Source organism: Enterobacter sp. MGH 24 (assembly GCF_000493015.1).
Taxonomy (GTDB): Bacteria; Pseudomonadota; Gammaproteobacteria; order Enterobacterales; family Enterobacteriaceae; genus Enterobacter.
The window spans coordinates 4258382-4279338 of record NZ_KI535657.1 but is presented as its reverse complement, the minus strand read 5'-3'; the positions used below and the strand labels follow the sequence as shown (position 1 = coordinate 4279338).

Annotated in this window: 18 protein-coding genes; 14 read left to right on the top strand and 4 right to left on the bottom strand. The window is 57.4% G+C overall.

Going from position 1 to position 20957, the window contains the following annotated elements; genetic code table 11:
* Positions 1–17 precede the first annotated feature (17 nt).
* The 11 genes from L370_RS01990 (at position 18) to cheZ (ending at position 11638) form a co-directional block, all read left to right on the top strand.
* Positions 18–590, top strand: a complete 573-nt coding sequence (locus L370_RS01990) for a Csu type fimbrial protein (protein ID WP_023336133.1) — start codon at positions 18–20, stop codon at positions 588–590.
* Between the two features lie 12 nt (positions 591–602).
* On the top strand, positions 603–1151 hold the full coding sequence (locus tag L370_RS01995; RefSeq protein ID WP_023336132.1) for a Csu type fimbrial protein: 549 nt from the start codon (positions 603–605) through the stop codon (positions 1149–1151).
* Positions 1152–1167: 16 nt separating this feature from the next.
* Positions 1168–1926, top strand: a complete 759-nt coding sequence (locus L370_RS02000) for a fimbrial biogenesis chaperone (protein WP_023336131.1) — start codon at positions 1168–1170, stop codon at positions 1924–1926.
* Entirely contained in the window at positions 1902–4286 is a 2385-nt protein-coding gene (locus L370_RS02005) for a fimbria/pilus outer membrane usher protein (protein WP_023336130.1), read from the top strand. The genes L370_RS02000 and L370_RS02005 overlap by 25 nt, the downstream gene beginning before the upstream one ends.
* Positions 4283–5245, top strand: coding sequence for a Csu type fimbrial protein (locus L370_RS02010; protein ID WP_023336129.1), 963 nt, complete (start codon positions 4283–4285; stop codon positions 5243–5245). Before L370_RS02005 ends, L370_RS02010 begins: the two co-directional genes overlap by 4 nt.
* 85 nt (positions 5246–5330) lie before the next feature.
* Positions 5331–6998 carry a methyl-accepting chemotaxis protein II gene (tar, locus tag L370_RS02015; protein WP_023336128.1) on the top strand — a complete coding sequence of 556 codons (1668 nt, stop codon included), beginning with the start codon at positions 5331–5333 and terminating at the stop codon, positions 6996–6998.
* A gap of 44 nt (positions 6999–7042) precedes the next feature.
* Complete coding sequence (gene tap / locus L370_RS02020) at positions 7043–8644, top strand: methyl-accepting chemotaxis protein IV (RefSeq protein WP_023336127.1); 1602 nt, start codon at positions 7043–7045, stop codon at positions 8642–8644.
* Between the two features lie 19 nt (positions 8645–8663).
* Entirely contained in the window at positions 8664–9530 is an 867-nt protein-coding gene (gene cheR / locus L370_RS02025; protein ID WP_023312253.1) for a protein-glutamate O-methyltransferase CheR, read from the top strand.
* Positions 9527–10576 carry a protein-glutamate methylesterase/protein-glutamine glutaminase gene (locus tag L370_RS02030; protein ID WP_008500430.1) on the top strand — a complete coding sequence of 350 codons (1050 nt, stop codon included), beginning with the start codon at positions 9527–9529 and terminating at the stop codon, positions 10574–10576. The genes cheR and L370_RS02030 overlap by 4 nt, the downstream gene beginning before the upstream one ends.
* 17 nt (positions 10577–10593) lie before the next feature.
* Positions 10594–10983, top strand: a complete 390-nt coding sequence (cheY, locus tag L370_RS02035) for a chemotaxis response regulator CheY (protein WP_008500431.1) — start codon at positions 10594–10596, stop codon at positions 10981–10983.
* Positions 10984–10993: 10 nt separating this feature from the next.
* Complete coding sequence (gene cheZ, locus L370_RS02040) at positions 10994–11638, top strand: protein phosphatase CheZ (protein ID WP_023336126.1); 645 nt, start codon at positions 10994–10996, stop codon at positions 11636–11638.
* 48 nt (positions 11639–11686) lie between these two features.
* Here cheZ and L370_RS02045 read toward each other — a convergent pair whose 3' ends face one another.
* The 4 genes from L370_RS02045 to L370_RS02060 all read right to left on the bottom strand — a co-directional run bounded on the left by L370_RS02045 (position 11687) and on the right by L370_RS02060 (position 16809).
* A complete protein-coding gene (locus L370_RS02045) occupies positions 11687–12853 on the bottom strand; it encodes a fimbrial protein (RefSeq protein ID WP_023336125.1) in 1167 nt (388 codons plus the stop codon).
* Between the two features lie 4 nt (positions 12854–12857).
* A complete protein-coding gene (locus L370_RS02050; protein WP_255344021.1) occupies positions 12858–15314 on the bottom strand; it encodes a fimbria/pilus outer membrane usher protein in 2457 nt (818 codons plus the stop codon).
* A gap of 92 nt (positions 15315–15406) precedes the next feature.
* Positions 15407–16099, bottom strand: coding sequence for a fimbrial biogenesis chaperone (locus tag L370_RS02055; RefSeq protein ID WP_023336123.1), 693 nt, complete (start codon positions 16097–16099; stop codon positions 15407–15409).
* A 134-nt stretch (positions 16100–16233) separates the two neighbouring features.
* On the bottom strand, positions 16234–16809 hold the full coding sequence (locus L370_RS02060) for a fimbrial protein (RefSeq protein ID WP_023336122.1): 576 nt from the start codon (positions 16807–16809) through the stop codon (positions 16234–16236).
* A gap of 505 nt (positions 16810–17314) precedes the next feature.
* Here L370_RS02060 and flhB point away from each other — a divergent pair.
* Genes flhB through L370_RS02075 form a run of 3 tightly spaced genes read left to right on the top strand, consistent with a single transcriptional unit; the run spans position 17315 to position 20926 of the window.
* Complete coding sequence (flhB, locus tag L370_RS02065) at positions 17315–18463, top strand: flagellar biosynthesis protein FlhB (protein WP_023336121.1); 1149 nt, start codon at positions 17315–17317, stop codon at positions 18461–18463.
* Positions 18456–20534, top strand: coding sequence for a flagellar biosynthesis protein FlhA (gene flhA / locus L370_RS02070; RefSeq protein ID WP_023336120.1), 2079 nt, complete (start codon positions 18456–18458; stop codon positions 20532–20534). The genes flhB and flhA overlap by 8 nt, the downstream gene beginning before the upstream one ends.
* A complete protein-coding gene (locus tag L370_RS02075) occupies positions 20534–20926 on the top strand; it encodes a flagellar protein FlhE (protein ID WP_023336119.1) in 393 nt (130 codons plus the stop codon). Before flhA ends, L370_RS02075 begins: the two co-directional genes overlap by 1 nt.
* The last annotated feature ends 31 nt before the right edge of the window (positions 20927–20957 follow it).

The window sequence follows — 20957 nt, the reverse complement described above, 5'->3', positions numbered from 1 at the left end:
CTTCTGGAGGGTGGTAAATGAAAAGAAAACTTCTTTTGATCTGCGCAGGCACCTTACTGACTGTGACAACGGCCCATCAGGCGCTGGCCGTTACCAGCAGCGGCACCATCGGTGCGACGCTGACGCTGACAAACGGCTGTCTGATAAACGGCTCGCCCGCGCAAAGCGGTATTAACTTCGGTACGCTCGATTTCGGTACCCATCCGGCAACCTTTTCCACGCTTACGACGCAGCTGAGCGGTGCCAGCGGCGGAAACACCTTCACCATTCAATGTACGACCGCCAGCTATACGGTCGCGATCACCGGTAATACCCACTCCACCGCACCCGGAACCGTGGTCGGCTCGCCCGGTACGCCAGAGCGCTATCTGGTGAATACGGCAAACGCGGCTCAGGGTGTGGCTTATAGCCTGTACAGCGACAGCGGGTTTAATACCGTGATTGCGAATAATGCCGCGCTGCCGATCGCCTCAACCGCCGGAGGCGTGGATAGTTACACCCTCTACGGGCGTATTACCGGCGGTGGTAACAGCGTAACGGTCGTCCCGGGAACCTACACCGACACGATTAACGTCAGCGTCACCTATTAGTCCCGAACTGCCATGAAGGCCACTTTCGCAGGTCTGCGCAAACGCGCAGAGGGACGCGTGCAGCCTTTTTTCGCGCTGATCGTCGGCTTGCTCATGACGCCCGCGGCGGACGCGGTGACGTCCCAGTCGTTTAAGGTCAGTGCCACGATTGTACCGGGATGCGCGGTGGCCACCGGTAGCGGGGGGCTTCTCGGTACGCTGGATTTTGGCACCCATAACGGCGTCGAGAGCGCACCGGTCAGCACCAGCTTTGTGCCAAACGGGGCGTTGTCTATCGCCTGTACGCCGGGCGTGGCGCTGAGCATGAGCATTAATGGCGGTCAAAATTATTCATCCGTCCGCCGGATGAAGCGGTCCGGTGGAACGGAACTGGTGCCATACCGGCTCTACAGCAGCAGCTCGCTGGCCGCGAACAGCGAAATTGGTGTTAACCAGGCAATACCGGTGACCTATACCAACAGCAACAACATCGCGCTGCCGCTTTTTGGCGTGGCGCTACTGACCGGTTTTAGTCCGGCGGGAACCTATTCCGATCAGCTCACCGTGACCTTGTCATGGTAATAAAGGGAGAGTGTTGATGAAGCCATTTATCAGACCGGTTTGTCTGGCGGGCGCGTTGGGCATGGCTGCGGCCTCCGGCCAGGCGCAGGCGGCGGCCACCATCCTGCTCTGGCCGATCGATCCGTGGCTTGCTGCGGACGCCAACGCCACGGAGCTGTGGATCCAGAACCAGGGAAACAGCGCCACGACGATGCAGGTCCGCATCGTGCGCTGGAAGCAGGAGGACGGCCACGAGCGCTACACTGCGCAGCAGGACGTGGTCGCCAGCCCGCCCATCGTCACGATTGGCACGGGCAGCAAGCAGCTTATTCGCCTTATCAAACAGGCTTCGGTTCCCGCAGGGGTCGAACAGGCCTATCGCATTATCGTCGATGAAATCCCCCAGCCAGATGCCAAAGCCGAGCCCGCCATCGGCCTCAAACTGCAGATGCGTTACTCCATCCCTCTGTTCGTGTATGGACAGGGGATCCCGACCCTCAAAGAGGGCGCGCATCACGCGCTGGCGGAGACCCAAAACCTGAGCTGGCGGGTGACGCAGGCGGGGGGACAGCCTGCGCTGGAGGTCCGAAATCGGGGTAATGTCCACGTCAGGCTGAGCCAGGTCGCGCTGGAGCAGGGGGGGCAGAAACGCACGGTCGCGGAGGGATTACTGGGTTACGTCCTTCCGGGCAGCACCCGCAGCTGGCCGGTACCCGCTGGCGTTCGTCAGCCGGAGCGGATGAGCGCGCAGATTAATGCCAGGGACGAACAATGGCAGTCGCCGCCCGTAAACTGAAGCCAGCGATGATGATACTGCTATGCGTCAGCTCCGCGACCCTGGCCGAGCCCGGTGACGACAGTTTACCGCCGCCTCCTCAGGCGCAGGCGATAAATGATGAAGCGGTTTTCCAGCTTTCCCTCGTGGTCAACCACTACGATACCGGCCTGGTGGTGCCCGTGACGCAGCGTAAAGGCGCTTTCTTTATCTCGAGTGCCGATTTGCTGCGCGCGGGGCTACCCCCGGCGCATGTTCCCACCGGAGAGGTGAATCTCACTTCGCTTGCTCAGGTTCGGGTGGAATACGACAGCGCCGCGCAGCGCCTGCTGCTGACCGTTCCCCGCGACTGGGTGACGGCCCGCGTGACCCCATTCAGCGCGCAAACGGCGCAGGCCAAACCGCACTACGGGCGCGGGGCGCTGCTGAATTACGATCTCTACACCAACCACACGGAACATATCGGCGGTCAGGCGTCGCTCTGGCACGAGTTCCGCTACTTCAACGAGAACGGCTCGTTTTCGTCGACCGGCTACGCGCGGGAAAATTTCAGCGGTAACGGCGGCCAGCCGGAGGGGTACGTCCGCTATGACACGACCCTGCTGTTCACGAATGAAGATGACGCGATGAGCTGGAGCGTCGGGGATGTGATCAGCGATGCCCTGAGCTGGAGCTCCAGCGTGCGGATGGGGGGGATAAGCGTCGGGCGGGATTTCTCCCTGCGCCCTGACCTGGTGACATGGCCGCTGCCCGAGTTCGCGGGGGAAGCCGCGGTACCCACCTCGGTCGATCTCTTTATCAACGGCTATCGCTCCGGTTCAACCCAGCTTCAGCCGGGCCCCTTCACCCTGACGAATCTGCCCTATATCAACGGCGCCGGAGATGCGGTGCTGGTCACGACGGATGCGCTGGGGCGCCAGGTAAGCACCACGCTGCCGTTTTACGTCACTAGCGACTTGCTTAAGCAAGGGCTGAGCGACGGCGCAGTGACGCTCGGCAGCCTGCGGCGTAATTACGGTATCAAGAATTTTGACTACGGTTCGGCAGCAGGCAGCGGCTCGTACCGCTACGGGATGACGGACTGGCTTACGCTGGAGGGCCACGCGGAAGGGGCGCAGGAGCTGGCGCTGGGCGGAGCGGGAACGGTGATAAAACTCGGCCAGTTTGGCGTGGTAAATACCTCTTACTCGCAGAGCCGCATGCGCGGGGATACGGGTGGGCAAATCAACTGGGGTTACCAGTACAGCACCAGCGAGTTTAGCGTCGCCACCCAGCACACGCGTCGCGCCCGCGGCTTTGGCAACCTGGCCCTCTACGACCAGCCGACGGTGTATGACGAAAACGATAAGCCCATCGCCAGCTTCAGCCGTAATACGGACCAGTATTCGTTAACCTTCAATCTGGGACAGTACGGCAACATCGGTGCGGCCTGGATCGGCGTGGAGAGCTTTGACAGCCAAAAAACCGAGCTGCTGAATCTCTCATGGAGCCGTAATCTGTGGGGGGCGAGCAGTATTTACCTGGCCGGCAGCCGGGACCAGCAGCGGGGAGACTGGACGGTCGCGCTGTCGCTCCAGGTGCCGCTCGGGGCGCGCGACAGCGCTGCCGTCACCGTTGAAAACACCCCGGATGCCGGCAGTACCCAGCGCATCAACTATAACCACGCCATGCCGTCTGACGGCGGCTTTAGCTGGAACATGGCCTGGGCCAACCAGTCCAGATCCAGCGATTATCAGCAGGGCACGCTGGGCTGGCGCAACAACAACGTTGAGCTGCAGGGCGGCGCCTATGGCGAACGGGACATGATGACCTGGTGGGGCGAGGCGATGGGTTCCGTTGTGCTGATGGACGGCGAGCTGTTTGCGGCGAATAAGATTAACGATGCGTTTGTGGTCATCAGTACCGACGGCCACCCGGACGTGCCCGTCAGCTATGAGAACCAGCCCGTCGGTAAAACCAATAACAACGGCTACCTGCTGGTGAGCGGAGTGTCGGCGTATTACCCCGCAAGCTACCGGATTGATACCCTGAATCTGCCGGCAGATACCCGTCTGAAAGAGACCGAGCGGCGGATCGCCATCCGCCGTCACAGCGGCTATCTGGTCGATTTCCCGATGGAGCAGGAGCGGGTGGCCAGCGTTATTCTGCATGATGCGAACGGGAAGGCATTGCCGGTGGGAAGCCAGGTCCGACGCGTCTCGCGCAGCAATGCGGTGGTGGGTTATGACGGCATCGCCTGGCTGGAAAATCTCAGCGATGTTAACCCGCTCGAGGTGATTTCGCCTGACGGAAAACGCTGCAAGGCCACCCTGACCGTGGGAGCCAACCCGCAGCACAAGCTGCAAACCTACGGTCCGCTGGTATGTCGGGAGGGACCATGACGCGCCTGCTGCTATTGATGCTGCTGCTGTTCTCCGGCGGCGGCTGGGGGGCGTGTACCGTCAGTACGGTTAATGCGTCGTTTGGCAGCGTCACGTCGTTTGCGCTCAGCGGAACCGGGGAGGTAGAAACCACCGGCACCCTGGTGGTGGCGTGTGATGCCGTGCTCAACGTTCTGACCAACGACTCGGTGACCCTAAACTACACCGCGGCATCGGTGTCGGGCAGCAGTCGCGCGACGATGAAGCGCACGGATAATGCGGCCATCACGGACGTGATCCCCACCCGGCTGTGCGGATTATCGTCTTGCGCAAGCAGCAGCGAGGTACAGATAAGTAAATCATATACCTGGAGTGGGAATACGTTGCTGGGGCTACTGGGGACAAAGCAGTACAACATTCCGCTCTATTTTCGCACCGTCGCCGGACAAAACGTCACAGCCGGGCCTTACCAGGTGATGTTGACGTTCAGCATCAACTACAGCGTCTGCGCGTTAGGCGTGGGAAGCCTCTGTACGAATCCTCAGGCGGGAACCGCGACGACCAGTATTCTGCTTAATATGACCGTTACCAACGACTGCAGCGCGATGACCACCCCAGATGTGAACTTCAGCAGCGCGCCGCTGGTACAAAGTTTCCCCACCGTCTCACAGGCGATTGCCGTGACCTGTACCAAAGGAAGTTCGTATACCATCGGCATTAATAACGGTGCCAACTCGCTGAACAACGTGCGGCGAATGGTGAGCGGCAGCAACGCCATGAGCTACGACATCTATAAGGAAGCCACGACTAACCGCTGGGGCAGCAGCGGCAGCGAGCGCTGGTCCAGCGCGGCATCGTCGCAGGTCAGTACCGACGGCTTACTGCGCACCTACAACTACACCGCGAAAGTCCTTACCAATCAGACCACGCCACCCGCCGGAACCTACACCGACACGCTGATTGTCGACGTGGCGTTTTAACCCCCGCGCTTTTCCCTTTCTCAAATGTAAAGTTCCTGTGGGCAGTGCCGATAACACCGTTAATAAATCTATGAGAAGGTGTTGTATGTTGAACCGTATCCGCGTTGTCACAATGCTCATGATGGTGCTGGTCATTTTCGCACTTCTTCAGCTCATCTCCGGCGGGCTTTTTTTCTCGTCATTAAAACAGAACCAGGACAGCTTTGCGGCCTCGAACGATCTCCGCCTGCAGCAGAGTGAACTCACGTCGACGTGGGATCTGATGCTGCAAACGCGTATCAACCTGAGCCGCTCGTCCGCGCGCATGATGATGGATCCCAACAATCAGCAGAGCAGCGCGAAAACCGATCTGTTGAAAAATGCCCGTGCCACCCTCGCTGACGCCGCGAAACACTACGACGCCTTCAAAAAGATTACGCCGCAGCCTGCCATGGAGCAGGTGAGCCAGAATATTGATGAAAAATACAACGCCTACCATGCCGGTCTGGCAGAGCTGATTCAGTTCCTGGAGAGCGGCAACATGGACGCCTATTTCGCGCAGCCGACGCAAGGGATGCAAAACGCCCTCGGCGCGGCGCTGGGGGAATACGCGAAGGTCAGCGGCGACCTGTATCACTCGGCCTTTACGGAAAGCCAGAATGACTACCGATTTGCGAAATGGCAGATGGCGGTACTGGCGCTGGCGCTGGTCATTGTGCTGGTCGCGGTCTGGTACGGCATTCGCCATATCCTGCTGAACCCGCTTGGGCGCGTCATTGCCCACATTCGTGACATTGCCGGCGGCGATCTGACCAAAACGCTGACCGTTTCCGGGCGCAATGAGATCACCGAACTGGCAAACAGCGTTGACCATATGCAGCGTTCGTTAATCGAAACCGTCGCCAACGTGCGTAACGGGTCGGAGGCTATCTATACCGGCACCAGCGAAATTGCGATGGGGAATAACGATCTCTCATCCCGCACCGAACAGCAGGCATCCGCCCTGGAGGAGACGGCCGCCAGCATGGAGCAGCTTACCGCGACCGTGAAGCAGAACGCCGATAACGCCCGCCAGGCGTCTCAGCTGGCAGAAAGCGCCTCCGAAACGGCGCAGCGCGGCGGTCGCGTGGTGGATGGCGTGGTGAAAACCATGCACGAAATCGCCGACAGCTCGAAGAAAATTGCCGACATCATCAGCGTCATCGACGGTATTGCCTTCCAGACCAACATTCTGGCGCTGAACGCCGCCGTGGAAGCGGCGCGCGCGGGCGAACAGGGTCGCGGGTTTGCCGTGGTGGCCGGGGAAGTGCGCAACCTGGCCAGCCGCAGCGCCAACGCGGCAAAAGAGATCAAGTCGCTGATTGAAGATTCCGTCTCCCGCGTGGATACCGGCTCCGTGCTGGTGGAAAGCGCCGGGGAGACCATGAATGACATCGTGAATGCCGTCACCCGCGTGACGGACATCATGGGTGAAATCGCCTCTGCGTCTGATGAGCAGAGTCGTGGTATCGACCAGGTTGCCCTGGCGGTATCGGAAATGGATCGCGTGACACAGCAAAACGCCGCGCTGGTGCAGGAGTCCGCTGCGGCGGCCGCTGCGCTGGAAGACCAGGCAAGCCGTCTGAAGATGGCCGTCTCGGCGTTTCGTCTCGCTTCACTCGCTGGAAACACGGTCACCCCGCAGGCGACGTATCGCGCGCCAGCCGCTGAATCGGCTGTAAACCGTACGCGCACCGCGACGACCGGACAAGATGAAAACTGGGAAACATTTTGACTGACAATTAAACCGCGGCTGCTTGCCGCTTGATGGGAGCGTGGATGTTAAATCGTATTCGTATCTCGACCACACTGTTTTTGATTCTGATCCTTTGCGGTGTGTTGCAGGTTGGCAGTAACGGGTTGTCTTTTTGGGCGTTTCGCGATGGCTATCAGAATTTGCAGGAAGTTGAGGCGAGTAATCAGCAGCGCTCCGCACTGGCACAAACGCGTGCCGTGCTGTTGCAGGCAAGCACTGCGCTGAACAAGGCGGGAACCTTAACTGCGCTGAGTTATCCGCCGGATGACATTAAAGCGCTGATGGCGACCGCGCGCGACAGCCTGAAACAGGCTGACGCTCAGTTTAAAGCCTTTACCGCGCAGGCCGCCGACAGCGAGAAAGAGAAAGCGCTGAAGGCCGCCATGAAGACGAACTTTGAACAGTGGTACAGCGATCTGGACCACCAGGCGACGTGGCTTGAGAACAACCAGCTTTCGGACTTTATGACCGCACCGGTTCAGGCGTCTCAGGCGGCGTTTGATGGCAGTTTTAACGCGTGGCAACAGGATATTAACCAGTCTGTCCAGCGTGCCGGTGAACAGAGCCGTAGCAGCTATCACATGTCGGGCGTCATCTTTGCCGTGGTCGTGATTCTGGCAGGGTTGCTGACCGGCGGGGCACTGCTCTGGTCACGCAGGATGATCGTGCAGCCGCTGGCGATTATCAGCAGCCACTTCGACAGTATTGCGAAAGGGGACCTGGCGCGTCCGGTGGCGGTGTTCGGCAAAAACGAAATTTCGGCGATCTTTGCCAGCCTGAAGGCGATGCAGGGATCGCTGCGGGAAACGGTGAGCGACGTGCGGCAGGGCAGCTATGCCATGCACACGGGGATCTCAGAGATTGCGGCGGGTAACAACGATCTCTCGTCCCGCACCGAGCAGCAGGCGGCCTCGCTGGCGCAGACGGCGGCCAGCATGGAGCAGCTGACCGCGACGGTAGGCCAGAACGCCGATAACGCGCGCCAGGCGTCGGACCTGTCAAAACAGGCGGCAATGACGGCGAAGAAAGGCGGCGACCAGGCATCTCATGTCGCCAGCACCATGCAGGAGATTGCCACCAGTTCGCAGAAAATTGGTGACATCATCAGCGTGATTGACGGTATCGCGTTCCAGACCAACATTCTGGCGCTGAATGCCGCCGTGGAAGCGGCGCGCGCCGGTGAGCAAGGGCGCGGGTTTGCGGTGGTGGCGGGGGAAGTACGTAACCTGGCGAGCCGCAGCGCCAACGCGGCGAAAGAGATTAAGGTGCTGATCGAAGAGTCGGTCTCGCGCGTTCAGCAGGGCTCAACGCTGGTGGATACGGCGGCGAAAACCATGCATGAGATCGTCACCTCCGTCACCCGGGTGAACGACATCATGGGCGAGATTGCCTCGGCGTCGGACGAACAGCGTCGCGGCATTGAGCAGGTTGCCCAGGCCGTCAGCCAGATGGATCAGGTGACGCAACAGAACGCCTCGTTAGTTGAGGAAGCAGCAGCGGCAACCGATCAGCTGGCCAGCCAGGCAGATCGTCTGACCGGACTGGTCGCGGTATTTAATGTCAAAGAGCACGTTGAAGCAGTAGCAGAAGTCGGGCGGTCGCAGGCCGTGCCAGTTGTATCCTGAATGTAATTAAGAAGGCGCTATGACATCACCAATGCCCCCTGGGCAAACGTCATTATTGTTGCAGATGACACAGCGCCTCGCGCTGTCCGACGCGCATTTTCGTCGGATATGTCAGTTAATCTACCAGCGTGCGGGGATCGTGCTTGCGGATCATAAGCGGGACATGGTCTACAACCGTCTGGTGCGGCGCTTGCGTACGCTGGGGCTGGATGATTTTGGCCGCTATCTGAGCATGCTCGAGGCGAACCAGAACAGCGCAGAGTGGCAGGCTTTTATTAACTCGTTAACCACTAACCTGACGGCGTTTTTCCGTGAAGCTCACCACTTCCCGGTCCTGGCCGAGCACGCCCGCCGTCGCACCGGGGAATATCGCGTATGGAGTGCGGCCGCCTCGACGGGTGAAGAGCCGTACTCGCTGGCGATCACCCTTGCTGACACCCTGGGCATGACACCCGGGCGCTGGAAAGTCTACGCCAGCGATATCGATACCGAGGTGCTGGAGAAGGCGCGTAACGGCGTGTATCGCCAGGATGAACTGAAAACGCTGTCGCCGCAGCAGCTGCAGCGTTATTTCATGCGCGGCACGGGCCCGCATGAAGGCCTGGTACGCGTACGCCAGGAGCTGGCGAACTGCGTCGAATTCGCGCCCGTCAACCTGCTGGATAAGCAGTACAACGTGCCGGGGCCGTTCGACGCTATTTTTTGCCGTAACGTCATGATCTATTTTGATAAAACGACGCAACAGGACATTCTGCGTCGGTTTGTTCCGTTGCTCAAGCCTGACGGTTTACTGTTTGCCGGGCACTCGGAAAACTTCAGCAACCTCGCGCGTGAGTTTAGCCTGCGTGGGCAAACGGTATATGCGCTGAGTAAGGAAAAAGCATGAGTAAAATCAGGGTGTTGTCTGTCGATGATTCAGCGCTGATGCGTCAGATCATGACTGAAATTATCAATAGCCACAGCGACATGGAGATGGTGGCCACTGCGCCCGATCCTCTGGTAGCGCGGGATTTAATTAAAAAATATAACCCCGACGTGCTAACGCTGGATGTCGAGATGCCGCGCATGGATGGCATAGATTTCCTCGAAAAATTAATGCGTCTTCGGCCCATGCCGGTGGTAATGGTCTCCTCCCTGACCGGAAAAGGATCGGAAATCACCCTGCGCGCGCTGGAGCTGGGGGCGGTGGATTTTGTCACCAAACCGCAGCTCGGCATTCGCGAAGGGATGCTGGCCTACAGCGAAATGATCGCCGAGAAGATCCGCACCGCGTCGCGTGCGAAGCTAGCCGCCCACACGCCGATGGCCGCGCCTGCGACCCTGAAGGCCGGCCCCTTACTCAGCTCGGAAAAACTGCTGGTGATTGGGGCGTCAACCGGAGGAACAGAGGCAATTCGTCATGTACTCCAGCCATTGCCGCTTTCAAGTCCGGGTATTCTGATCACTCAGCATATGCCGCCAGGCTTTACCCGTTCGTTCGCCGAACGCCTGAACAAGCTGTGCCAGATCAGCGTGAAAGAGGCGGAAGACGGCGAGCGCGTGCTCCCGGGGCATGCCTATATCGCCCCTGGCGACAAGCATATGGAGCTGGCGCGCAGCGGCGCTAACTATCAAATCAAAATTCATGACGGACCGCCGGTCAACCGGCACCGTCCGTCGGTGGATGTGCTGTTTCATTCGGTGGCGAAACATGCGGGGCGCAACGCCGTTGGGGTGATCCTGACGGGGATGGGCAACGACGGGGCCGCCGGAATGCTTGCAATGCACCAGGCTGGTGCCTGGACGATTGCGCAGAATGAAGCAAGTTGTGTGGTGTTCGGCATGCCGCGCGAGGCCATCAATATGGGTGGCGTGAGCGAAGTGGTCGATCTTAGCCAGGTAAGCCAGCAGATGCTGGCGAAAATCAGTGCCGGACAGGCAATACGTATTTGACTCAGGAGTATTATTTTATGGCGGATAAAGAGCTTAAGTTTTTGGTTGTGGATGACTTTTCCACCATGCGTCGCATCGTGCGCAACCTGCTGAAAGAGCTGGGCTTCAACAACGTTGAAGAAGCAGAGGACGGCGTTGATGCGCTGAACAAACTGCAGGCTGGCGGGTTTGGTTTTGTTATCTCCGACTGGAACATGCCTAACATGGACGGTCTGGAACTGCTGAAAACCATTCGTGCCGATGCGGGAATGGCGTCTATGCCGGTTCTGATGGTCACTGCAGAAGCGAAAAAAGAGAACATCATTGCCGCTGCGCAGGCGGGCGCAAGCGGCTATGTGGTGAAGCCATTCACCGCGGCAACCCTGGAAGAGAAGCTCGGTAAGATCTTCGAGAAACTCGGCATGTGAGGTGATGGAAATGTTGCAACCTGCTATGAAACCCGTTGAAGAACACTCGCCGAGCGATATCATCGTCCGCATCGGCAGCCTGACGCGCATGCTGCGCGACAGCCTGCGTGAGCTGGGTCTGGATCAGGCGATTGCCGAAGCAGCGGAAGCCATTCCTGATGCCCGCGATCGTCTGGACTACGTTGTGCAGATGACCGCTCAGGCCGCGGAACGTGCGCTGAACAGCGTTGAAGCGTCACAGCCGCACCAGGATGCGATGGAAAAGGGAGCGAAAGCGCTGAGCAAACGGTGGGACGAGTGGTTTGAGAACCCTATCGAGCTGGCGGATGCCCGCGAGCTGGTGACGGATACCCGTCAGTACCTGGGTGATGTGCCGGGCCACACCAGCTTCACCAACGCCCAGCTGCTGGACATCATGATGGCGCAGGATTTCCAGGACCTGACCGGTCAGGTGATCAAGCGCATGATGGATGTTATCCAGGAGATTGAGCGCCAGCTGCTGATGGTTCTGCTGGAAAACATTCCGGAACCGGCAGCCCGTCCAAAACGCGAGAATGAAAGCCTGCTCAATGGTCCTCAGCTCGACACCAGCAAAGCGGGCGTTGTGGCAAGCCAGGATCAGGTAGACGACCTGCTGGACAGCCTCGGCTTCTGATTGCTTTGGTTACCCTCAGGTTGCAGCGCCAACCTGAGGGTATATCGCTTAGCGAAGATCCATCTTCACCGTCACGTTGCCTTCAAAACGCCCCGGCTTCGGGGGGGCGTCCGTGGTGCTGACCGGCACGGCCTGAATTTTGATGACGCCATTTCCCTGCTCATCCATCATCACCGGAAACGCGTAAGTACCATCCAGCGCAACGTTCTGACTGTTTTCGTCATATACGCGCACCCCAAGATCGTCTCTTTCCAGAAGCTTAGCGATGTACGGTGTACTGCTATCTACCACGCCCTGATCGGCTGTGAGCGTGAGCTTTATCCGGTCCATGTTTCCCACGGCGTTATCATCGCAATGGTAGGCAATATCGACGTTTTTGAGGGTATAACCCTTTGGTGGCTGCCCCTTGCTGACGAATTGCTTGCTGACAATGCTGCCGAACTCAACCTCAATGGTGCTGCCCGCGTTGATGGTGCAGCTTAGCGGCGCTGATAGCGTACCGCTAAACCAGATATCAGAGACCTGTTCTGCCTGTGTGGGATCGCAGCTTGCTCCGCTACCTATGTAGAGGCAGGCATAGTTTTGGGCGATGATCGTCGGCGGGATCACCTCTTCACCCAGGATAGGTTTTTTAACATGCAGCAATACCGCAACGACGTTCCAGCGGAATTTTCGCTTTACTGTCGCTGAGCCAGCAGGGCGGGTCTCGCTGCTGCAGACGCTGGCTTCCCCCTCAGTCCTGGCGCCCGTATTGGCCATAATGCTGTGCATATTCCCCCTGGACGTCGGGTATTCATCGATATTCACTGGCGTCAAAAAATTGCCGTCCGGGGAGTTTATGGCATCGGTGTAGCCGGTGATATCAGCATCAATCTTATCGGTTAAATAGCCATAGCCATGTGTTCCTGGGTTAAGCGGACTGCCAGCGAATGTGGTTTCATAAACGGTACTCGACGAAAACAGATTTCCTGGGCAGGTACAATTGGCCACCAGGTCTGCGCCAGCACCGACCAGATGATCGGGAATGTCATAATCATGATTGGCAACGTTATCACTGGACGTAAACTCGTGGTCGAACGAGGTGGTGTAGGTTTGTGGCGCGTCAAAGCAGCTATGAAGCAGCGTCATAGACCCGCTGCACGGGCTGGTAAAGACCAGGCACAGCAACGTGACAAGTGAGGCCACAGAGGCCTCTTTACTGAGTGTATTTATCATGTCCTTATTCCTGCTGACAAAGCGCGCTAACCGAGCGAATACCGTTAGGGCTTTCATTTTGTTGGGTTGACGGTTGCGTAATGCTGGCGCTGCAGCGTTGCTCCGTGCTGTTGCCCCATTTCACGGTGAGCTTTGCGGTTTCTCCCGTTCCCGCCAGATAGACGGTGCCGGTATCATCGACAATGCCGCTCAGGACCGGGGTGTCGCTGGTCGCAATGGCACCGAACGGGACAAGCTGACCGTTCTGACGCTTCAGGGTGATCAACATCCGATAGCCAGTATGCGCATCAAACCTGGCCATTACCGCTGCGTTGCGTGAAGGGATAACCGTGACTGACGTATCGCTGCTGTCCACGTTTTCCGGCAGGCTCGCCGTATCAATACGAATGTTGTTTTCCTGGTACGGAGTGAGTGATGGAATGACGGCGTTACCCTGCCAGTCGGTCTGAATACCTCGCTGGTTCTGGAAACGAACGCCGGAAGCGTCGTTGGCGCTCACGATAGCAAACTGGCTGCCTAAAGGTTGCGACAGCGTGACGCCCTGAGGATGGGCAACAATACCGCCGCTAATCCCGTAGGTCAGCTGTTGAGAGTTATCAGTGGATGCGTAATACCCGGCAGTCAGGTTGGCGTATTGCGAACGGTAGCTGCCATAGACGCTGCTGGTATCTTCCCCACCGTGGTTGGAATGGCTCTGCTGCAGCGAGTAGCTCAGACGCTCGTCGTCAAGCAGCGTGCCGCTGAGACCGACGTTTTGCCGCGTATAGCCATTTTTAGTATTGCTGATGTTATAGCTACTCCAGGCACGAGGCAGCCATCTGGCGAGAGGAATGCTGAATCCGAAAGAGATCATCCTGTCGGACTCTTCACCGTTGGTTTTACTGTAGGTATAGGCCATGTGGTAACTCGTACCGGCAACAACGGTATTGAATCCGACCGACAGGCTGCGCTCCTTTTTTGAGGTGCCCCAGTAATCCTGCTGATAACCGTTAAGATACAGGCTCACCCCGGCAAGGGTTTGGCTGACGCTCGCCTGAATGCGGTTGCGTTTAGTGTAATGAAACAGCAGATCGTCTTCGTGTCCGTCACGCTTTTGGTTGGCGTCGGCAAAGCTGTAGTATCCCCGGCTGGAGTATCGATAGCTGCCGAGACTGAAGTTGGTATTGGTCGAGTCCAGTTTACCGGTATAAAGCAAACGCCATGACTGGCCGGTATGCTGGCTGTCATCGTCCAGGCGGGTGTCGGCCATGGTCACGTCAGCCGACAGTGAGCCCAACGGACCCAGCGCCAGGCCGACGCCGGTATTGGCGGCGTTATAGTCTTTTGAGAGCGTCAGCCCGCCAAACCACGTGAGAAGGTTGTTTAAACCATAAATCATGCTCCCCTGGAGAAAATCGGGTTCCTTTTGGTCGCTCCCGCTGTCAGCACGATAACGGCCTGCCGTGAGTTCGTACTTCATGCGTCCAGGCCGCAGCATGACTGCGATGCTGGAGTAGGGTTGCGTAAAATGATGCTCGGAGCCGTCGGCCTCTTTCACCGTGACGTCCAGATCCCCACTGTTAGTCGTGGAGTAGAGGTCATTGATCTCAAATGCGCCGGGCGCGACATTTTGCTGGTAGATGAGATAGCCATTCTGGCGCACTGAGACTTCCGCATTTGAGCTGGCGATGCCGCGTATGACCGGGGCATAGCCGCGCTGACTATAGGGCAGCATCTCTTCATCCGATGCAAGGTTAACGCCACGGTACTGTAAGCTATCAAACACCTCGCCCCGGGTGCTGCTTTCTCCGGCAGTGAACTGAGCCTTGAGGGTGTCAATGTCATGTTGCAGGAAGGTATTAATGGCTTCCCACTGATTTTCATTGTCAGAATTGCTCCACGTCGAATAGTTGCGCACTCGCCAGCCACCCAGGTTGGCGCCGGTGCGCAAATTCAGATACTGGCTGGTGGTACTGCTGTCGCCGCTGTCCTTATTTTTTGATCCTGAAAACGCGTAGTCACTGAACAACACAGGGACCCCGTCGTCCCAACGCGAAGGATCGATGTAATCACGACCGGTACCGCTTAACGCGGCCTGAGGAATGCTCAACTTTAAGGTCATGGTAGAGAACTCAAGCTGCGCAGAGGCCTGCGGGATATAGCTGCCGAGCTCTTTTGGCAACGTCTCCCTGGCGGGTAATGCAAGCAGCGCGGGATTACGATCGATAGCGATCCCCCATGCGCGCAGCATATCCGGCGTGAGCTGTGGCAGCAATGTCCCGTCCGGGGAGCTGACATAGGTGATAGTTGTGTCCTTCAGGTGTTGATTGTTCACCTGAACACGTGAGGAATAGGTGCCGGGTAGCTGGGCATTTGGCTTTGAAAAGAGTGAAAGGTCAATATCCTGCTGGGTCAGCATGTCTCCTTCAAGCGATGAAGGGGAGAACCGATATTCGCGGGCCTGCACCGAGGTGCTCGTCATGAGTAAAACGCCCCCAAGGCAGTGGAGAACCGAATTCGGTCTAAAGAGTCGCCCGTATGACAAATAATTACGTCCTGTAATCATTGCAATCTTTAATCCTGCGCCAGGGTGGAAGTGTATTTTTCGGAAGCGTTGCCGTAATCGGTGATGCATCGCCAGGTGACGCTTGTGCCCTGAGCGGTGTCAGGGAGGGGAATAGCAACGCTGGATTTAGGGCCAACCATGTCGGCCTTCTCCACTTTGGTCGCCCCCAGCGAAAGTGAATCAAAGATGCTGTAGAACGCCCCTGCGTTGGTGACGGTGAGCTGCTGACCATGACGAGCGAACCGCAGATTTTTGCAGGACTCAGATGGGGTACCGCTAAGCCCACGAGGGCGCCAGAACAGTTTCAGGCGTGTTTTATAAATTAACCGCAGGACGTTTTTGTCATCCTCATCCGTAGCCGTGGCGGGAACGGTTCGCACGTTCATATAAAATAGAGACTCTTTATCGCCCGCTAAGGTTGTCCCGTTCCAGGTAATGCGCAGGCTTTGCTCTTTTTGCGGATCGAGTCGGAAAAGGGGCGGTGTCACGATAAATGGCCCGCGCGTTTTGCCATCACCGGTATCCGTCCATGACTGTATTAACCATGGAAGTTCGTTATCCTTATTCTGTAAGGGCAGGGCAACTTCCTTTTTCGCGGCATCGTAGATTATGCGTGTGCGGCCTATCTGCACGCCTGTTGCGTGACAAAGGGTGCTCGCAATAACAGGAATACATAATAAGACTTTGTGTGAAATGCGCATGGTGAAACCTTTAATAAAGGAGGTTGATGAGAGTGATAATAGTCCGAGTCCGGACGCGGACTATTATCCGAGCATGACTCCTTAAACGTCATGACGCCTAAATATATATATTCTGAATATCAGAATGGCGTTTATTAACGGTAAAGAATGTTTACCGTCATATCTGCATCTGCCGGACCGGCTGTAACATCCGCTGCGTACGATTTATAGCGGGCGTTAAAATTAGCCAGAATCGTGTCTGAGGATTTTGTTGCCAGCTCGATATAAACCTGGCCTTCAGCGCCGTCCATGGTAATGAGTTGGTTATCTTTACCCGCCGGGCTAACAGCCACGCCGATGCCGGTGGCTGCGGCGTCGCCCGTAGTGGTGATTTTACTGACATCCAGCAGGTTGTTCGTTTGGGTCAGGGTTGTTGGACCGTTAAAGGTCAGCTGTACAGCCGGAAGTCCATCGCTCTTTAAAGGACAGTTCGCCAGCGTAATGCTGAAGGGCATAAGGGTCGTTTCCGTCCCAACCTCAGTGAACAATGATTTGGGATAACTGCCCAATGGGATAGTGCTGTCTGTGCCATTGTCGCCCTGAATTGTACAGCTAGGTTCAATAATTTCACCCGTGAAGTGAATTGTTCCGGCATTCATTTCAGCAGCGAAACCATTCATTGATAGGGTGGCGAGCGCTAAGCCCGCAATAATATTTTTTCTGAAGTCCATCTAAAATCTTCCTTAATGTGGTAATCATATTTGGCATGCTGGATTTTCCTCTCGGAAACAGAATTATGCCGCGAGGAAGTATAGCGCTTAATTTTTATCAGGTAAGATGTCCCTGGACTAATGTTATATTAGTGTATGACACGTAAAGTTGTTTTTGGATCTATAAAAATAAGGTTTCAATTACTATGGTTTATAGAGTTCACATATTTATATCATTCTTGTAAAACAAGACGGTTAAAACTACGCTTGTTGTTAATTTTTCGCATCCATTATATTTATATTCACCTTTCAATATACTTTTGCTTAATTCAATTTGTATTATAAAAAATGTCAAAAAGATCTGGACACGATCGTTTCGAGCGTTATTTGTACCATCAACGCCTTCTGAACGCGTAGACGACGTACTTAAACTGGTTAAAAAGACCCGGTTATAGGGCTTTTTCCATCCATTGACAGGAGTGGGGGCTGGCATGATACCCCTGACGTAATGGGCTGAGCATGCACTGTGGCAGAAGAGAACGACGACAAAACGGAAGCCCCCACACCCCACCGACTAGAAAAGGCGCGTGAGGAAGGGCAAATCCCCCGATCCCGAGAATTGACCTCCCTGCTGATCCTTATCGTGGGGGTGTGCATTATCTGGTGGGGCGGGGAGTCGCTCGCCCGCAAGCTGGCGGGGATGCTCTCAACCGGCTTACGTTTTGACCACAGCATGGTCAACGATCCGAATCTGATCCTCAGCCAGATTATTCAGCTTATTAAAGGGGCCATGGTCGCGCTGTTGCCCCTGATTACCGGGGTCGTGCTGGTCGCGCTGGTTTCCCCGGTGATGCTTGGCGGTCTGGTCTTTAGCGCCAAATCGCTGCAGCCGAAATTTTCCAAACTGAACCCGCTGCCGGGCATTGCGAAAATGTTCTCTGCGCAGACCGGGGCCGAGCTGCTCAAAGCCGTTCTCAAATCGGTGCTGATGGGCAGTTCCGCAGGGTTTTACCTCTGGTACCACTGGCCGGAAATGATGCGTCTTATCAGCGAATCGCCGCTCACCGCGATGAGCAACGCCCTGAATCTGGTCGGGCTCTGTGCGCTGCTGGTGGTGCTCAGCATTATTCCGATGGTGGGTTTTGACGTGATCTTCCAGCTTTATACCCACTTCAAAAAACTGCGGATGTCGCGGCAGGATATTCGTGACGAATATAAGCAGATGGAAGGTGACCCGCACGTGAAAGGGCGCATCCGCCAGATGCAGCGTGCCGCCGCCCGTCGCCGCATGATGGACGATGTGCCGAAGGCCGACGTCATCGTCACAAACCCGACACACTATTCCGTTGCGCTGCGCTACGACGAAAACAAAATGAGCGCGCCGAAAGTCGTGGCGAAAGGGGCGGGACTGATCGCGCTGCGCATCCGCGAAATTGGCACCGAACACCGCGTGCCGATCCTCGAAGCCCCTCCGCTGGCGCGTGCTCTTTACCGCCATGCGGAAATTGGACAACAGATCCCGGGACAACTCTACGCCGCCGTGGCGGAAGTGCTGGCCTGGGTATGGCAGTTGAAGCGCTGGCGTCTCGCCGGCGGTCAACGGCCTGCGAAACCTGAGAACCTTCCGGTGCCTGCCGCGCTGGATTTTATGAACGAGAAGGACACTGATGGCTAATCTGGTGGCAATGTTGCGCCTGCCCGGCAACCTGAAATCGACCCAATGGCAGATCCTTGCCGGGCCGATTCTGATCCTGCTAATTCTGTCGATGATGGTACTGCCGCTCCCGGCGTTCATCCTCGATCTGCTTTTCACTTTCAATATCGCGCTGTCCATTATGGTGCTGCTGGTGGCGATGTTCACCCAGCGTACCCTGGAGTTCGCCGCGTTCCCGACCATTCTGCTGTTTACCACCTTGCTCAGACTGGCGCTGAACGTGGCGTCCACGCGTATCATCCTGATGGAAGGTCACACCGGTGCGGCAGCGGCAGGTAAAGTAGTGGAAGCGTTTGGCCACTTCCTGGTGGGCGGCAATTTCGCTATCGGTATCGTGGTGTTCGTTATCCTCGTTATCATCAACTTTATGGTTATCACCAAAGGTGCAGGACGTATCGCGGAAGTGGGCGCGCGTTTTGTGCTGGACGGGATGCCGGGCAAGCAGATGGCGATCGACGCCGACCTGAACGCCGGGCTCATTGCCGAAGATGAAGCCAAAAAACGTCGTTCGGAAGTGACGCAGGAGGCGGACTTCTACGGCTCCATGGACGGTGCGAGTAAGTTTGTGCGCGGTGACGCCATCGCGGGCATTCTAATCATGGTGATTAACGTGGTCGGCGGCCTGCTGGTGGGGGTATTGCAGCACGGGATGGACATGGGCCACGCGGCGGAAAGCTATACGCTGCTGACCATCGGTGACGGTCTGGTCGCGCAGATCCCGGCGCTGGTTATCTCCACGGCGGCGGGTGTGATTGTCACCCGTGTCAGCACCGATCAGGACGTTGGCGAGCAGATGGTGGGCCAGCTGTTCAGCAACCCGCGCGTGATGCTGCTGGCCGCTGCGGTTCTCGGCTTGCTTGGGCTGGTGCCGGGGATGCCAAACCTCGTCTTCCTGCTGTTTACGGCGGCTCTGCTGGGGCTTGCCTGGTGGATGCGCGGCCGTGAAATCAAACCGGCTGCTGAGCCTGTTCCGGTCAAAATGCCGGAGAACAACCAGGCCGTCGAAGCGACCTGGAACGACGTTCAGCTGGAAGATTCCCTGGGAATGGAGGTCGGGTATCGCCTGATCCCGATGGTCGATTTCCAGCAGGATGGCGAGCTGCTTGGCCGAATCCGCAGTATCCGTAAGAAATTCGCGCAGGACATGGGCTTTCTGCCGCCGGTTGTGCACATCCGGGACAACATGGACCTGCCGCCCGCGCGCTATCGCATCCTGATGAAAGGTGTCGAAATTGGCAGCGGTGATGCCTATCCGGGCCGCTGGCTGGCGATTAACCCGGGCACCGCCGCAGGCACGCTGCCGGGCGAGCAAACCATCGATCCGGCCTTTGGCCTGGCCGCTATCTGGATTGAAAGCGCGCTGAAAGAGCAGGCGCAAATCCAGGGGTACACGGTTGTTGAAGCCAGTACCGTGGTGGCGACCCATCTTAACCACCTGATTGGGCAATTCTCGGCGGAGCTGTTTGGCCGCCAGGAAGCGCAGCAGCTGCTGGACCGCGTCACGCAGGAGATGCCTAAGCTGACGGAAGATCTGGTTCCGGGCGTGGTGACGCTGACGACGCTGCACAAGGTGCTGCAAAACCTGCTCGAAGAAAAGGTGCCGATCCGCGATATGCGCACCATTCTGGAAACGCTGGCAGAGCATGCGCCAATCCAGAGCGATCCGCACGAGCTGACGGCGGTGGTGCGCGTGGCGCTGGGGCGTGCGATCACCCAGCAGTGGTTCCCGGGAACCGGAGAAGTGCAGGTTATTGGCCTCGATACGCCGCTTGAACGTCTTCTGCTTCAGGCCCTGCAGGGCGGGGGCGGCCTGGAGCCGGGGCTGGCGGATCGTCTGCTGGCACAAACGCAGGAGGCGCTGGCGCGTCAGGAGATGCTGGGCGCGCCGCCGGTGCTGCTGGTGAACCATGCGCTGCGTCCGCTGCTGTCGCGCTTCCTGCGTCGTAGCCTGAATCAGCTGGTCGTGCTGTCGAATCTGGAGCTGTCGGATAACCGCCATATCCGCATGACGGCGACGATTGGAGGAAAATAATGCGTAAATGGCTATGGATTTTGCTCTTCCCGCTGGCGGCGCAGGCTGCCGGGGAGGGGACCTGGCAGGCGAGCAGCATGGGTGTGACCCTCAGCAACCGGGGCGTGGCGATGTCCTCTAACCCGCTGGCGCCTTCTGACGCGGTATCCGGCCTGATGGGCCTTGTAGTCTGGAACTACCGGCTGATTGGCCCAACGCCTGCCGGGCTGCGGGTGCGCCTCTGTTCTCAGACGCGCTGCACGGAAATCGACGGAGAAAGCGGTACGACGCAGGCGTTCAACGGCGTACCGGCCATTGAACCTTTGCGTTTTATCTGGGAAGTGCCGGGCGGGGGACGTTTGATCCCGGCGCTGAAGGTGCAGAGTAATTCCGTCATCGTGAACTACCGCTGACGGTCGGATTATAAGAAATCCAAAAAACAAA